The following is a 13,538-nucleotide window of genomic DNA, read 5'->3' on the forward strand; positions in this document are numbered from 1 at the left end:
TGCCGGCAGCGTGAATGATTTTTGCCTGTTCAGGTAAGTAAAGACACATACGATTCACTGCACGTTTCAGGAACCATCGCTCATGACTCAGACTTTAGGTCAGCTTGAAAACCGCGGCGCCTTTATTGAACGTCACATCGGTCCGGATGCTCAGCAACAGCAGGAGATGCTGAACACCGTCGGCGCCGATTCGCTTAACGCCCTGATTGGCCAGATTGTGCCGCAGGATATTCAGCTGGCGACACCCCCGCAGGTGGGTGACGCGACTACCGAATTCGCCGCGCTGGCGGAACTGAAGGCGATCGCCGGTCGCAACAAGCGCTTCAAGTCTTACATCGGCATGGGTTACACCGCCGTGCAGCTGCCGCCGGTTATTCAGCGCAATATGCTGGAAAATCCGGGTTGGTATACCGCTTACACCCCTTACCAGCCGGAAGTTTCCCAGGGCCGCCTGGAATCACTGCTGAATTTCCAGCAGGTGACCCTCGATCTGACCGGGCTGGATATCGCCTCCGCGTCACTGCTGGATGAGGCGACCGCCGGCGCTGAAGCGATGGCGATGGCCAAACGCGTCAGCAAACTGAAGAATGCGAACCGCTTCTTCGTTGCCGCCGATGTACATCCGCAGACCCTGGATGTGGTGCGCACCCGCGCCGCAACCTTTGGCTTTGACGTCATCGTTGATGAGGCGGAAAAAGCGCTCGACCATCAGGACGTTTTCGGCGTGCTGCTGCAGCAGGTGGGTACCACCGGCGAAATTCATGACTACAGCAAGCTGATCGCCGATCTGAAAGCACGCAAAGTCGTGGTCAGCGTCGCCGCGGACTTCATGACGCTGGTTCTGTTGACCGCACCGGGCAAACAGGGGGCTGATATCGTCTTCGGCTCCGCCCAGCGTTTTGGCGTGCCGATGGGCTACGGCGGTCCGCATGCGGCCTTCTTTGCCGCAAAAGATGAATTTAAACGCTCGATGCCGGGCCGTATTATCGGCGTATCAAAAGATGCCGCCGGTAACACCGCGCTGCGTATGGCGATGCAGACCCGCGAACAGCATATCCGTCGCGAGAAAGCGAACTCCAATATTTGTACTTCCCAGGTACTGCTGGCAAATATCGCCAGCCTGTACGCGGTGTTCCACGGGCCAGAGGGCCTGAAGCGCATCGCCAGCCGCATCCACCGACTGACCGATATTCTGGCCGACGGGCTGCAGAAAAAAGGGCTCAAGCTGCGCCACGCTCACTACTTCGACACCCTGTGTGTGGACGTGGTCGACAAAGCGGCGGTGCTGGCACGCGCCGAAGCGCTGGAAATTAACCTGCGCAGCGACATCCATAACGCCGTTGGCATCACTCTTGACGAAGCGACAACCCGCGAAGATGTGCTGAACCTGTTCCGCGCTATTATTGGCGACGACCACGGCCTGGATATCGATGCCCTGGATAAAGACGTGGCCCTCGACAGCCGCTCGATCCCGGAAAGCATGCTGCGTAACGATGCGATCCTGACGCACCCGGTGTTCAATCGCTACCACAGCGAAACCGAGATGATGCGCTACATGCACTCGCTGGAGCGTAAAGATCTGGCGCTGAATCAGGCGATGATCCCGCTGGGATCCTGCACCATGAAGCTCAACGCCGCGGCGGAAATGATCCCGATCACCTGGCCTGAGTTTGCCGAGCTGCACCCGTTCTGCCCGGCAGAGCAGGCGGAAGGTTATCATCAGATGATCGCCCAGCTCTCCGACTGGCTGGTAAAACTGACCGGTTACGACGCCGTCTGCATGCAGCCAAACTCCGGCGCACAGGGCGAGTACGCGGGCCTGCTGGCTATTCGCCATTACCACGAAAGCCGCAATGAAGGCCATCGTGATATCTGCCTGATCCCAAGTTCTGCGCACGGCACCAACCCGGCGTCGGCACAGATGGCCGGCATGCAGGTGGTGGTCGTGGCCTGTGATAAAAACGGCAACATCGATCTCGCGGATCTGCGTCTCAAGGCGGAGCAGGCGGGTGAGAACCTCTCCTGCATCATGGTGACCTACCCGTCAACGCACGGCGTGTATGAAGAGACGATCCGCGAAGTGTGCGAAATCGTGCATCAGTTCGGCGGTCAGGTTTACCTCGACGGCGCTAACATGAACGCCCAGGTTGGTATTACTTCTCCGGGCTTTATCGGCGCGGACGTCTCGCACCTTAACCTGCACAAAACCTTCTGCATCCCGCATGGCGGCGGCGGTCCGGGTATGGGGCCGATCGGCGTCAAAGCGCATCTGTCGCCGTTTGTTCCGGGCCATAGCGTGGTACAGATCGAAGGGATGTTGACCCGTCAGGGCGCGGTTTCTGCCGCACCGTTCGGCAGCGCTTCCATTCTGCCAATCAGCTGGATGTATATCCGCATGATGGGCGCCGAAGGGCTGAAACAGGCGAGCCAGGTGGCCATCCTCAATGCCAACTACATCGCTACTCGTCTGAAAGAGGCGTTCCCGGTGCTTTACACCGGTCGCGACGGTCGCGTGGCGCACGAATGTATTCTGGATATTCGTCCTCTGAAAGAAGAGACCGGCATCAGCGAGCTGGATATTGCCAAGCGTCTGATCGACTTCGGCTTCCACGCACCGACGATGTCCTTCCCGGTGGCCGGTACGCTGATGGTTGAGCCGACGGAATCAGAAAGCAAAGTCGAGCTGGACCGCTTCATCGACGCGATGCTGGCGATTCGTGGGGAAATCGACCGCGTGAAAGCGGGCGAGTGGCCGCTGGAAGATAACCCGCTGGTGAACGCCCCGCATACCCAGGGAGAGCTGGTGGCGGAATGGCATCATCCGTATACCCGTGAGCTGGCGGTATTCCCGGCCGGTCTGGCGAATAAATACTGGCCGACGGTGAAGCGTCTGGACGATGTCTACGGTGACCGTAATCTGTTCTGCTCCTGCGTACCGATGAGCGAATACCAGTAATTCACTGACTGGACTATCTTTTAAAGGCGCTTCGGCGCCTTTATTTTTTGGGGGAGAGGATGGCGATAGCACTGATTACCGGCGCCAGCCGCGGAATAGGTAAGGCGACGGCGCTGCTGCTGGCACAGGAAGGGTATACCGTGGTGGTTAACTATCATCACAACATTAGCGCGGCGATGGCGGTGGTCAACGAGATTGTCGTCCTCGGCGGCAAAGCCGTTGCGCTGGGGGCCGATATCAGCGACGAGGCGCAGGTCATGGCGATGTTTGATGGGATCGACCGTCTTGAGGAGCCGCTGACCGCGTTGGTTAACAACGCCGGTATCCTGTTTGCGCAAAGCACCGTGGAAAACCTGACCGCCGGGCGGATTAATCAGGTGCTGAGTACTAATGTCACCGGCTATTTCCTCTGTTGCCGGGAGGCGGTGAAGCGGATGTCATATCGGCACGGCGGAAAAGGCGGGGCGATCGTCAATGTTTCATCGGCGGCATCGCGTCTGGGGGCGCCGGGGGAATATGTGGATTATGCCGCCTCGAAAGGGGCCGTGGATACGCTGACCACCGGACTGTCGCTGGAAGTGGCGGCGCAGGGGATTCGCGTTAACGGCGTGCGTCCCGGCTTTATCTATACTGAGATGCACGCCTCCGGCGGCGAGCCTGGGCGCGTGGATCGGGTAAAAGCGGGGCTGCCGATGCAACGCGGCGGGCAGCCGGAGGAGGTCGCACAGGCCATCGCCTGGCTACTGAGCGAGAAAGCCTCCTATGTGACCGGAAGCTTTCTCGAACTGGCCGGTGGGAAATAGTCCGCTGCCGGAGAGTCCCGGGCGGCGACGTGCGCCCTTCCCGGTCAGCCGTTTTGCGAGCTGATGTTATGACGCCAGCCACAGCCGCAGGCGCATTCCCCAACCGCTGGTCCAGCCGGTGGTGATCGACTTAACCTCGCCGCGAGAGATGACGATAAGCGTTGGCGTGACCTGAACGCCCCACTGGCGAGAAAGTCCGCCGTCGGGGTCGTTAACCGTGGGCAGCGCCATTTTCTTATGCGCCAGCCAGTTGGACAGCATGGCATCATCCCCGGAACGGAGCGCGACGGTCATGACATTGCCGCCGTTGCTCGCCAGCGCCGCTACGGATGGCGTCGTGTAACGGCACACTCCGCACCAGGTCGCCCAGACGTAGATCAGCAGCGGGCGCTGCTGGCTCATGGCGTGCAGATCGACCACGTTACCCTCCAGCGTCTGCAGCGGTGTAGTCGTCAGATTCGGCGGCAGCGCAGGCCGACGCAGATAATCCATCCCCACGATGAGCGCGCCGGCCAGCAGCAGCAGGATCATCAGCTCGCGCAGCCAGCGGCGTAATTTACTGACCATCGGCTTTTGCCAGCTGTTCTTTCACCAGCCCCTCCAGCTCCTGATAAGGAATCGCGCCGGCGACCATTTGATCGCCGATAATCGTCGCCGGGGTGCCCTGGATATTCAGCACCTGAGACAAAATCAGGTTCATCTTCAGCGAGTCCATTGTTTTATCATCGGTTTTCACCCCATCGGTCGCGGTTTTTTGCTGCGCGGCGAGAATACTCGCATTGTCGTGGTAGCCCTTTTTGGCCATCAACCGCTGATGCAGCGCCCAGAATTTATCCGGCTGCTGGCGCCATGTGGAGAGCGCGGCTTTGGCGGCGTTAACCGAACTTTGCCCCTTAAACGGCAGCAGTTTTACAATCAGCAGGACATCAGGGTTATCGTGAACGATCTTCTCCAGCATCGGATCGAACTGCTTACAATACGGGCAGTTGTAATCGGTAAACGAGACGATAGTCAGGCGCGGCGCTTTGGCGCCCAGCCGCGGGCTGTCGGGATCGTTAAACAGCAGCTTTGCCAGTTGGTCGTTGGCGGAGGCATCCGCGGGTTCTGCCGGGGCGGCAAGGCTGAAGGTTGAAACGCACAGCAGAAGGAGTGCAGCGATGATTCTCATGATTATTGACCTTTTGCATCGGACAGAGTGGCGAGGAGTTCGTCGCGGCTGAGCAGCGGAGACAGCACGCGGCCCTGGGCTAATCCCGGTCCGTAAATTTGATTGAAGGGAACGGCGGCGCTGCCGCGAGTGGTCAGAAAGCGGCCGATCGCCGCCGACGGGCGACTCCAGTCGCCGCGCAGGGCCACCACGTCTGGTTCAGAGAGGGCGTTCTGAACGTCATCGCGCAACAATACGTTGTATTTATTGGCTTTGCAGGTGACGCACCAGTCGGCGGTGACGTCAATAAACAGTCGCTTATTGCTTGCCAGCGCATCGCTAATCGCCTGTTCGCTGAGCGGCTGCCAGTTCACGCGGTCGCGTCGCGATGTCTGGCCGTCAGGCGGTGACAGAAAAGCGACGACCCCGGTGACAGCTAACGTCAGCACGCCAGCCTTCAGCGTCGTGCGCCAGCGATAGCGCCAGAGCGTCGCCAGCAGCAGCGCGAGGGCCAGCAGCGCCGTCAGGGCGATAACCGGTATCCGACCGATATGCGCCGTCAGCAGGCTGAGCAGCCATACGGATGATCCCAGCATCATCAATCCGAGTATCACGCGCAGGACGTTCATCCAGCGTCCGGGGCGCGGCAGATGCCGGGCGAGACCTGGCCAGGCGGCAACCAGCAGCCACGGCAGACTCATGCCGACCCCCATGGCGAGGAAAATGCCCCACAGCAGCGGCAGCGGCGCGACCAGTGCGACCGAGACAGCGGTACCGAGAAACGGCGCCGTGCACGGCGTGGCCAGTAGCGTTGCGAAAGCGCCCTGGCAGAAATGGCCCATCAGACCCTTTCCGCCGCGGGTCGCCAGAAATGTACTGGTGCCGGAGGAGAGGCGAATCTCAAACAGCCCCAGCAGGCTGGCGCTGAACAGCACCATCACCAGCGCCATCGCGCCGATAAACCATGGGTTCTGAAACTGAATACCCCAGCCCAGCGCCTGATTCCCCAGGCGAAGCAGAGTCATCATCAACGCCAGCGCCAGAAAGGACGCGACGATGCCGCAAACCGAGGCCAGAAACTGCCGGCGTACGGTTGCGCGCTCGCGCGTCCCGGTCTGCACCAGCGAACCGAGTTTCATGGCCAGTACCGGCAGGACGCAGGGCATAACATTCAGAATCAGCCCGCCGGCAAGGGCCATCAGCAAGACCCACCATAAAGCCGGCGCCTGCGCCGGGAGGCCTTCGCTAACGATCGACGTGCTCTCCTGCGCCAGACCGCTGTCGGCAAGGACCAGCGACAGACGTTTGCCGCTGAGGTCAGGTGCCGCCTCACCCCAGCTGTCGGTGACCGGGATCTGCGCGACCAGCGTCTCGCCGTTCAGTGAGAAGGTGGGTTTGCCGAAATCGACATTCTCCATGCTGTCGATAAACAGCGACGGCTGCCGCCAGCCGGCTTCGCGAACGGCGGTAACCGTGAGCTTTCCGCCGCCATAGGCCGAGGTCAGCCGGGACGTCAGGCCGTCCGGGCGCGGGAGCGTGCCCAGTGCGCGGGTAAAATCATAGCCAAAGCCATCTCCCGCAGCGGTGGTCATATCCAGCGCAAAGGGATAGTCGGTCAGAATGCAGACATTGCTACAGGTGGAAAGTGTCAGCACGCCGCTTAAGATCTGCGGCACCGGTCCGTGGATTTCCAGCGGAAAGCTGACGTTACCGTGGTAGCCCTGGGTGGTGATTCCCGCGACGTCAAATCGCTGCGGCGTTGGCCAGTGCCAGGTGATATCCAGCGGCGTTTTCCAGGCGATAGCGGGCGCAATGCCGCCTTCCCCCGGGGAGCGCCAGTAGGTTTTCCAGCCTTTTTCCAGCGCCACATCAAGCAGCAGGCGCGTTGTGCCGCTATCGTCGTTTTGTGCGCGCAGCCGGACGCTGGCGTGTTGATTCTCAGCGGCGCGTAGCCAGCCGCTGTCGGCGGCCTGGCTGACGGGCAGCCATAGCCAAAGCAGGCAGACCAGCAGTCGCCTGAATACCATAAGCATAAATTTTCTCCGTAAATGATTGATTAACCTGAACTGTCAGGGAAATCCTCATTCACGGAAGACGCACAATCGCAAATGCACCCGTAGCCGGGGAGGGGAAATAACGCGGGGAGGCCAGAGGCGGACAATGCGCGGCGGTATTGCCGCCAGCAGCGTGAGCAGTAGCGCGACGGCAAACAGCGCGCCTTCAAACAGCACCGGCGGGGCGGCGAGCAGTGATTTCGCACTCAGCTCGCAGGGAGTTACCGGCGCTTCGGCCGTATCCTCACCCTGCTGGATCGATTGCGTCACGGCGGTAGCATTCATGACCAGCGCGTGCAGCCCGGCCATACGCTGCGCGGTGCATACCAGCACCACCAGACAGGCAAGGGCTACAAGAAGAATGGCTTTTCGCTGTCGCTTAATCATTTTCGCCTCTGTGATTCTCGAGGCTTATCTTATCGGGCGAACGCGTTTTAGCAATGTTAAAGCTGTAAAGAAGTGTCTGTAAGACCGGCAAGCGCCCTCTCCTCTGGCGAGGCGAGGGCGCGACTGAGAGAGAATCAGAGATTTTCGCCGTTGCTGGCAATGACCTCTTTATACCAGTTGAAACTTTTCTTACGCGAGCGGGACATGTCGCCGGTGCCATCGTCATGTTTGTTCACGTAGATAAAGCCGTAGCGTTTGCTGTACTGGCCGGTGGTAAAGGAGACGCAGTCGATACAGCCCCACGGGGTATAGCCCATCAGTTCGACGCCATCGTAAGTCACCGCTTTGATCATCTCTTCCACATGCGCACGCAGGTAGTCGATACGGTAGTCGTCGTTGATGCTGCCGTCTTCTTCAACTTTGTCGTAGGCGCCGAAGCCGTTTTCAACGATAAACAGCGGTTTCTGATAGCGTTCGTACAGTTCGCACAGCGAGTAGCGCAGGCCCACCGGGTCAATCTGCCAGCCCCAGTCGGAGGCTTTGACATGCGGGTTCGGCACGCTGCCTTCGAAGCCGGAGATGGCATCGCCGCTGCCGCCTTCCGCTTTGACCGCGTTGGTCATGTAGTAGCTGAAACCGAGGTAATCGCAGGTGCCTTCACGCAGGATCTGTTCATCGCCCGCTTCCATCACGATGTTAAAACCGCGGCGCTCCCACTCGTTGAGAACATAGGTCGGGTAGTAGCCGCGCAGCTGCACGTCGGTAAAGACGTAGCGTTCACGCATCGACTCCTGGGCGAACATCACGTCTTCCGGCTTACAGGAGAACGGATAGAGCGCCACCATTGCCAGCATGCAACCAACCTGCATCTGCGGATTGATGCGTCGCGCCGCTTTCACCGCCAGCGCGCTGGCAACGAACTGGTGATGCAGCACCTGGTACATGGTCTCTTCCGGGTTTTCGTAGTCGGTATAGACCACGCCGGAACAGCAGTAGCCGAACAGCGGGGCGCGCCAGTTGCGCTGGTTATTGATCTCGTTGAAGGTCATCCAGTATTTTACTTTGTGCTTATAGCGCTCGAAGACCACTTCGGCGAAGCGCACAAAGAAATCGACCACTTTGCGGTTGGTCCAGCCACCGTACTGCTGCACCAGATGCAGCGGCATTTCGAAGTGGGAGAGGGTGATCACCGGCTCGATGTTGTACTTCAACAGCTCATCGAACATGTCGTCATAGAACTTCAGTCCCTCTTCGTTCGGCTGAGTTTCGTCGCCGAGCGGGAAGATGCGGGTCCAGGCGATGGAGGTGCGGAAACATTTGAAGCCCATCTCGGCGAACAGCTTGATGTCTTCTTTGTAGCGGCCGTGGAAATCAATGGCTTCGTGGTTCGGGTAATATTTACCCGGCTCTACCTGGTGGGTAATCTCGCGCGGTACGCCGTGGGCGCCGCCGGTCAGCACGTCGCAAATACTCGGGCCTTTGCCGTCTTTATTCCAGCCGCCTTCCACCTGGTGCGCCGCGACCGCACCGCCCCATAAAAAGTCTTTCGGTAAGGTGATTTTTTTCATCTTTGCTCGTCTCATCAAATAGCATCTGTTTACGAGTCTAACAAAGGGAATATAAATGTCACGATATAACAATTTCCCTCAGCTGGAATATGTTACATCGAAAAAACAGGGTGTTATTTTCAGGCGAGTTTATGTGCTAATTTACGCCCCAGGGACTCCAGAATATAAATAACCGGAATTTGGGTGGTAATATCATACACGCCGCCGATGCGCGTTTGCGGGACGTGCCAGGAGAGGTTGAAGTCTGCCAGCTTCGCCAGTCGGGAGTGTTCATGGCTGGTCACCGACATTACTTTGCAGTTGTGCAGGCTGAACTGGCTGGCGAAGCGGAGAATCTCTTCGGTCTCCCCGGAAACGGAAAGAACGATCGCCAGCGCGTTACGCGCCATGTCGTTGGTGACCGGGAAATAAGGATCGTCGATATGATTGCTGAATTTCCCGACGTTGGAGAAAAAGCGTGCGCCATATTTTGCCAACGCGCCGGAGGTACCGGCGCCAACAAATATAATACGTTCTGACGCGAGAATAATATCGACGGCACGATCGAGTAAATTATCAAATTCGTCATTGTTGACGCTTTTAAAAAAACTCATTATTTCACTGGCACCGATATTTGCCTGTTGTGGCTGGTTCTGCTCGAGATATAATTTAAAGCGGACGCGAAACTCCGAGTAGCCTTCGCACTGCAGTTTGCGACAAAAGCGCAGGACGGTGGTCGTGGAGACCCCGGCGGCTTCTGCCAGCTCGCGGATGGTCATATACATCACTTTGTCACGATTCTTAATGACGTAGTGGTAGACCATCATCTCAAGATTATTGAGACTGGCGATCGCGGCGTGGGAGAACATACTCACAGTAATAACTCACAATTCATAATGACCAGGATGGAATTATATCATGCAGCCGAATGACATAACCTTTTTTCAGCGCTTTCAGGACGACATCCTCGCCGGGCGCAAAACCATCACCATTCGTAATGCCGCCGAGTCGCATTTTAAAACCGGCGACGTGCTGCGCGTTGGCCGCTATGAAGATGACGGCTATTTTTGCACGATAAGCGTGGTGGCGACGTCCACGGTAACGCTCGATACGCTCACGGAACGTCACGCCGAACAGGAGAATATGACCCTCGCGCAGCTGCGTCAGGTCATTGCGGAGATCTATCCAGGCGAAGACCAGTTTTATGTTATTGAATTCAAAGGGCTTTGATAAAACAGCGAACGACTGTTAGTTGAAATTTTAATGTAACATTATGATTTTATAGTGTTTACAAATATTAATCTTTTTATTTTAGCTAACAGGTGTTCACTGGAATCATTCTCAGTTACCCTAGGTGAGCATTGAAAGCGTTCTTGTTTTCGGAGTCAAATATGGTTCGCAAACCATTAATCACACAGGGTTATTCTTTGGCAGAGGAAGTCGCCAACAGCATCAGTCACGGTATCGGGCTGGTATTTGGCATCGTTGGCCTCGTCCTCCTGCTGGTGCAGGCGGTCGACAGCAACGCCAGCGCAACGGCGATTACCAGCTATAGCCTGTACGGCGGCAGCATGATTATGCTGTTCCTCGCCTCTACCCTCTATCATGCTATTCCCCATCAGCGAGCCAAGCTGTGGCTGAAAAAATTCGATCACTGCGCCATCTATCTGCTGATAGCGGGAACCTATACGCCTTTTCTACTGGTAGGGCTCAATTCACCGCTTGCGCGCGGCCTGATGGTGGTCATCTGGAGCCTGGCGCTGCTGGGGATCTTGTTTAAGCTCACCATTGCGCACCGCTTTAAGGTCCTCTCACTGGTGACCTATCTGACGATGGGCTGGCTGTCGCTGATCGTGGTTTATCAGCTGGCGATCAAACTGGCGGCTGGGGGGGTAACGCTGCTGGCGGTCGGGGGCGTGGTGTATTCGCTGGGGGTTATCTTCTACGTCTGCAAGCGCATTCCTTATAACCATGCAATCTGGCACGGTTTTGTGCTGGGCGGCAGCGTATGTCACTTCCTGGCCATTTATTTGTACGTCGGTCAGGTATAAATAAGAGGCCGCATCGGCGGGGAATTTCCCGGCGGTGCGGCGCTTGCCGAAACGACAGCACCGCACAGTCCGGGATGTTGCCGCCTGAAGAGCCTGGCAGCGTTAAGGCGATCTTCGCGCTTTAACTCTCTTCCAGTGAATAGGGCAGCGGAACGATGCTTAATGTACCGGCATCATCGCGCACGCGGAAGACGCTGTCTGGTTCCATATCGTTATTCATCACGACCTGCACCAGCAGTTGACCATCATCCAGCAGCACAGCTGCCAGCACGGTGCCGGTCCGGCGCCAGTTCTCACCCATCTTCAGCTCAAGGTCTTCTCCGGCTTCCGGGACGCGGCTCGCTTTCCCGGCCAGATACCACAGGGCGCGTTTGTTCGCACCGCGGAATTTCGCCCGGGCGACCATTTCCTGACCGGTATAGCAGCCTTTCTTAAAGCTGATGCCGCCCAATGCCTGCAGGTTTGTCGCCTGCGGGATGAACTGCGCGCTGTTGGCGCTGTCTATGACCGGCAGGCCGGCTTCGATGTTGAGCGCCAGCCACTGCTGGCTGTTGTTCAACTGCGCATCGCTGCGCAACGCGTCGGTTACGCGGGTGGCGGTTGCCACATCGGTCACCAGCAGAAAGCGCTCCGCCGGATGTTCAAACCACAGCAGGCTGGTCACGCCGTCGGTGACGAGCGGTTTGTCGCTGCCCGGAAGTTCGCTGAACAGCGGCGCCAGCGCGGCGCGGGCCTGGAAACCGGCAACGCCCAGCAGGACGTGTTCATCATCGGCGGCAATGGTCACTTTAGAGAACACCGCATATTTCTTCAGTTCAGCGAGCTGGGAATCGCGCAGGCTGCGGCGTTCAATCCAGGTAAAACCACCGTCGCGGCGGAAAACCCGCAGGTTGCTCCACATCTTGCCCTTGGCATCGCAGTGCGCGGCAAGCAGATGCCGATCGTCGGTTAATGCGCTGACATCGGCGGTAATCTGCCCCTGCAGATACTTCTCGCCATCCTGACCGGTAATCGTTGCCAGCGCCCAGTCATCCAGCGTCATCAGCGTTAACGGCAGACGAGAGGAAGAAGAAGGCTGACGCGGAGGAAAAGGTGTAAAAGCCATAGTCATGTCCTGAATAGCTTAACGCAGAGTGAATAGCTAATGGTAAAAGAGCTATGGTGCAATGCAAGTGCTTTTGGCAGGCCATTTGTGCCCTGAAAGCACAAACGGGGAAACAAAGGAGAAAGATAAAGCCATATTTTAAATGTGGTTTTTGTGGAATGGCGTTCTCTGTTCTCGATATTGCTGTAAAGTAAGTGCAAAAAACGGGTTAAACTAACCTATCAACAACGTCTTGTCAGGCAGCGCTTCGGCGACCTGAAGGGCGCGTAAGACTCTCTTTATGCTGGAAGGACAACATGGACATTACGAATAAAGCCCGCATCCACTGGGCATGCCGCAGGGGTATGCGTGAACTTGATATCTCCATCATGCCGTTTTTCGAGTATGAGTACGATACGCTCAGCGATGAAGACAAACAGCTGTTTATCCGTCTGTTAGAAAACGACGATCCGGATCTGTTTAACTGGCTGATGAATCATGGCGAACCGGCTGATGCGCAACTGCAACGGATGGTAAAATTAATCCAGACTCGGAATCGGGAACGTGGTCCTGTGGCAATCTGATTTACGCATCTCCTGGCGCTCACAGTGGTTCTCGCTGCTGCTGCACGGCATTGTGGCGGCTATTGTGCTGCTGATGCCCTGGCCGCTGAGCTACACGCCGCTATGGCTATTGCTGCTGTCGCTGGTGGTGTTCGACAGCGTGCGCAGCCAGCGGCGGATCCACGCCTGTCGGGGGGAAATAAAGCTGATGACCGATTCGCGTTTGCGTTGGCAAAAAGCGGAATGGGAGATTGTCGGCACGCCGTGGGTGATTAATAGCGGGATGTTGCTGCGTCTGCAGGATATGCAAACGCGTCGCCGCCAGCATCTGTGGATCGCTGCAGACAGTATGGACGCCAAAGAGTGGCGAGATCTGCGCCGGTTGGTGTTACAAAAACCGGCACAGGAGTAAAAGCCTGTCAGGCGAACTGCTCAGCCATTTCGCCGAGGATTTGCTCGCACCAGTTCTGGATGCGATCGTCGCTCAGGTCATACTGGTTCGTCTCATCGAGCGCCAGGCCAACAAACAGCTGGCCATCGGCGATAATCGGTTTCTGGCTGGTGAATTCGTAACCTTCCGTCGGCCAGTAACCGATAAACTTAACGCCTTTGGCGCTCAGTTTGTCGTGCAGCATTCCCAGTGCGTCAAGGAACCATTCGCCGTAACCCAACTGGTCACCCATGCCATACAGCGCCACAATTTTATCCTGCAGATCCAGTGCGTCCAGCTGTTGCCAGACGGCTTCCCAGTCTTCCTGAATTTCGCCGAAATCCCACGTCGGGATACCGAGAATCAACACGTCATACTGTGTCATCAGGGAAGGGGAATCATCTTTCAGATTATGCAGCGTCACTAATTCCGGGCCGATGATATCGCGGATCTTCTCCGCTGCCATCTCGGTGTAGCAGGTACTGGAGCCGTAAAAAAGACCTATGTTCATGGCGT

Annotated in this window: 14 protein-coding genes; 6 read left to right on the top strand and 8 right to left on the bottom strand. The window is 57.4% G+C overall.

All coding sequences use genetic code 11. From position 1 onward, the window contains the following. Window positions 1–82: 82 nt before the first annotated feature. Both gcvP and Q1L34_RS04120 read left to right on the top strand, forming a co-directional pair. Complete coding sequence (gene gcvP / locus Q1L34_RS04115; RefSeq protein ID WP_327204366.1) at window positions 83–2,956, top strand: aminomethyl-transferring glycine dehydrogenase; 2,874 nt, start codon at window positions 83–85, stop codon at window positions 2,954–2,956. A gap of 59 nt (window positions 2,957–3,015) precedes the next feature. Then, window positions 3,016–3,759, top strand: a complete 744-nt coding sequence (locus Q1L34_RS04120) for an SDR family oxidoreductase (RefSeq protein WP_015585777.1) — start codon at window positions 3,016–3,018, stop codon at window positions 3,757–3,759. 66 nt (window positions 3,760–3,825) lie between these two features. Here Q1L34_RS04120 and Q1L34_RS04125 read toward each other — a convergent pair whose 3' ends face one another. From Q1L34_RS04125 to Q1L34_RS04150, 6 genes are all read right to left on the bottom strand, one after another. Then, window positions 3,826–4,326 (bottom strand): protein disulfide oxidoreductase, encoded by a 501-nt coding sequence (locus Q1L34_RS04125; protein ID WP_015585778.1) that lies wholly within the window; start codon window positions 4,324–4,326, stop codon window positions 3,826–3,828. Beyond that, a complete protein-coding gene (locus Q1L34_RS04130) occupies window positions 4,316–4,927 on the bottom strand; it encodes a DsbA family protein (RefSeq protein WP_048024954.1) in 612 nt (203 codons plus the stop codon). The genes Q1L34_RS04125 and Q1L34_RS04130 overlap by 11 nt, the downstream gene beginning before the upstream one ends. Window positions 4,928–4,929: 2 nt before the next feature. Beyond that, window positions 4,930–6,939: a protein-disulfide reductase DsbD family protein gene (locus tag Q1L34_RS04135; protein ID WP_327204367.1), complete on the bottom strand. Its 2,010-nt coding sequence runs from the start codon at window positions 6,937–6,939 to the stop codon at window positions 4,930–4,932. A 48-nt stretch (window positions 6,940–6,987) separates the two neighbouring features. Next, entirely contained in the window at window positions 6,988–7,347 is a 360-nt protein-coding gene (locus Q1L34_RS04140) for a hypothetical protein (RefSeq protein ID WP_004867377.1), read from the bottom strand. A gap of 134 nt (window positions 7,348–7,481) precedes the next feature. Then, window positions 7,482–8,915: a 6-phospho-beta-glucosidase gene (locus Q1L34_RS04145; protein WP_004867372.1), complete on the bottom strand. Its 1,434-nt coding sequence runs from the start codon at window positions 8,913–8,915 to the stop codon at window positions 7,482–7,484. Between the two features lie 119 nt (window positions 8,916–9,034). Next, window positions 9,035–9,763, bottom strand: coding sequence for a MurR/RpiR family transcriptional regulator (locus Q1L34_RS04150; RefSeq protein ID WP_327204570.1), 729 nt, complete (start codon window positions 9,761–9,763; stop codon window positions 9,035–9,037). Window positions 9,764–9,812: 49 nt separating this feature from the next. On the opposite strand from Q1L34_RS04150, the gene yqfB reads away from it, so the two are divergent. Together yqfB and trhA are read left to right on the top strand one after the other, a co-directional pair. Then, on the top strand, window positions 9,813–10,124 hold the full coding sequence (yqfB, locus tag Q1L34_RS04155) for a N(4)-acetylcytidine aminohydrolase (RefSeq protein ID WP_327204368.1): 312 nt from the start codon (window positions 9,813–9,815) through the stop codon (window positions 10,122–10,124). A gap of 161 nt (window positions 10,125–10,285) precedes the next feature. Continuing rightward, window positions 10,286–10,945: a PAQR family membrane homeostasis protein TrhA gene (gene trhA / locus Q1L34_RS04160; RefSeq protein ID WP_004867362.1), complete on the top strand. Its 660-nt coding sequence runs from the start codon at window positions 10,286–10,288 to the stop codon at window positions 10,943–10,945. A 121-nt stretch (window positions 10,946–11,066) separates the two neighbouring features. Here trhA and ygfZ read toward each other — a convergent pair whose 3' ends face one another. Continuing rightward, window positions 11,067–12,050 carry a tRNA-modifying protein YgfZ gene (ygfZ, locus tag Q1L34_RS04165; RefSeq protein ID WP_004867359.1) on the bottom strand — a complete coding sequence of 328 codons (984 nt, stop codon included), beginning with the start codon at window positions 12,048–12,050 and terminating at the stop codon, window positions 11,067–11,069. Window positions 12,051–12,346: 296 nt separating this feature from the next. Between ygfZ and sdhE the strand changes: the two genes are divergently transcribed. Further along, entirely contained in the window at window positions 12,347–12,613 is a 267-nt protein-coding gene (gene sdhE / locus Q1L34_RS04170; protein WP_004867358.1) for an FAD assembly factor SdhE, read from the top strand. Then, window positions 12,594–13,004 carry a protein YgfX gene (locus Q1L34_RS04175; RefSeq protein ID WP_004867355.1) on the top strand — a complete coding sequence of 137 codons (411 nt, stop codon included), beginning with the start codon at window positions 12,594–12,596 and terminating at the stop codon, window positions 13,002–13,004. Before sdhE ends, Q1L34_RS04175 begins: the two co-directional genes overlap by 20 nt. A gap of 7 nt (window positions 13,005–13,011) precedes the next feature. On the opposite strand, the gene fldB is transcribed toward Q1L34_RS04175, so the two are convergent. After that, window positions 13,012–13,533 carry a flavodoxin FldB gene (gene fldB, locus Q1L34_RS04180; RefSeq protein ID WP_004867353.1) on the bottom strand — a complete coding sequence of 174 codons (522 nt, stop codon included), beginning with the start codon at window positions 13,531–13,533 and terminating at the stop codon, window positions 13,012–13,014. Window positions 13,534–13,538 lie beyond the last annotated feature (5 nt).

Source organism: Klebsiella ornithinolytica, assembly GCF_030505655.1.
In the GTDB taxonomy this organism is placed as follows: domain Bacteria; phylum Pseudomonadota; class Gammaproteobacteria; order Enterobacterales; family Enterobacteriaceae; genus Klebsiella; species Klebsiella ornithinolytica.

Coding starts and splice junctions, on each gene's coding strand:
- gcvP (WP_327204366.1), top strand. CDS start 83: ATGACTCAGACTTTAGGTCAGCTTGAAAACCGCGGCGCCTTTATTGAA.
- Q1L34_RS04120 (WP_015585777.1), top strand. CDS start 3,016: ATGGCGATAGCACTGATTACCGGCGCCAGCCGCGGAATAGGTAAGGCG.
- Q1L34_RS04125 (WP_015585778.1), bottom strand. CDS start 4,326: ATGGTCAGTAAATTACGCCGCTGGCTGCGCGAGCTGATGATCCTGCTG.
- Q1L34_RS04130 (WP_048024954.1), bottom strand. CDS start 4,927: ATGAGAATCATCGCTGCACTCCTTCTGCTGTGCGTTTCAACCTTCAGC.
- Q1L34_RS04135 (WP_327204367.1), bottom strand. CDS start 6,939: ATGCTTATGGTATTCAGGCGACTGCTGGTCTGCCTGCTTTGGCTATGG.
- Q1L34_RS04140 (WP_004867377.1), bottom strand. CDS start 7,347: ATGATTAAGCGACAGCGAAAAGCCATTCTTCTTGTAGCCCTTGCCTGT.
- Q1L34_RS04145 (WP_004867372.1), bottom strand. CDS start 8,915: ATGAAAAAAATCACCTTACCGAAAGACTTTTTATGGGGCGGTGCGGTC.
- Q1L34_RS04150 (WP_327204570.1), bottom strand. CDS start 9,763: ATGTTCTCCCACGCCGCGATCGCCAGTCTCAATAATCTTGAGATGATG.
- yqfB (WP_327204368.1), top strand. CDS start 9,813: ATGCAGCCGAATGACATAACCTTTTTTCAGCGCTTTCAGGACGACATC.
- trhA (WP_004867362.1), top strand. CDS start 10,286: ATGGTTCGCAAACCATTAATCACACAGGGTTATTCTTTGGCAGAGGAA.
- ygfZ (WP_004867359.1), bottom strand. CDS start 12,050: ATGGCTTTTACACCTTTTCCTCCGCGTCAGCCTTCTTCTTCCTCTCGT.
- sdhE (WP_004867358.1), top strand. CDS start 12,347: ATGGACATTACGAATAAAGCCCGCATCCACTGGGCATGCCGCAGGGGT.
- fldB (WP_004867353.1), bottom strand. CDS start 13,533: ATGAACATAGGTCTTTTTTACGGCTCCAGTACCTGCTACACCGAGATG.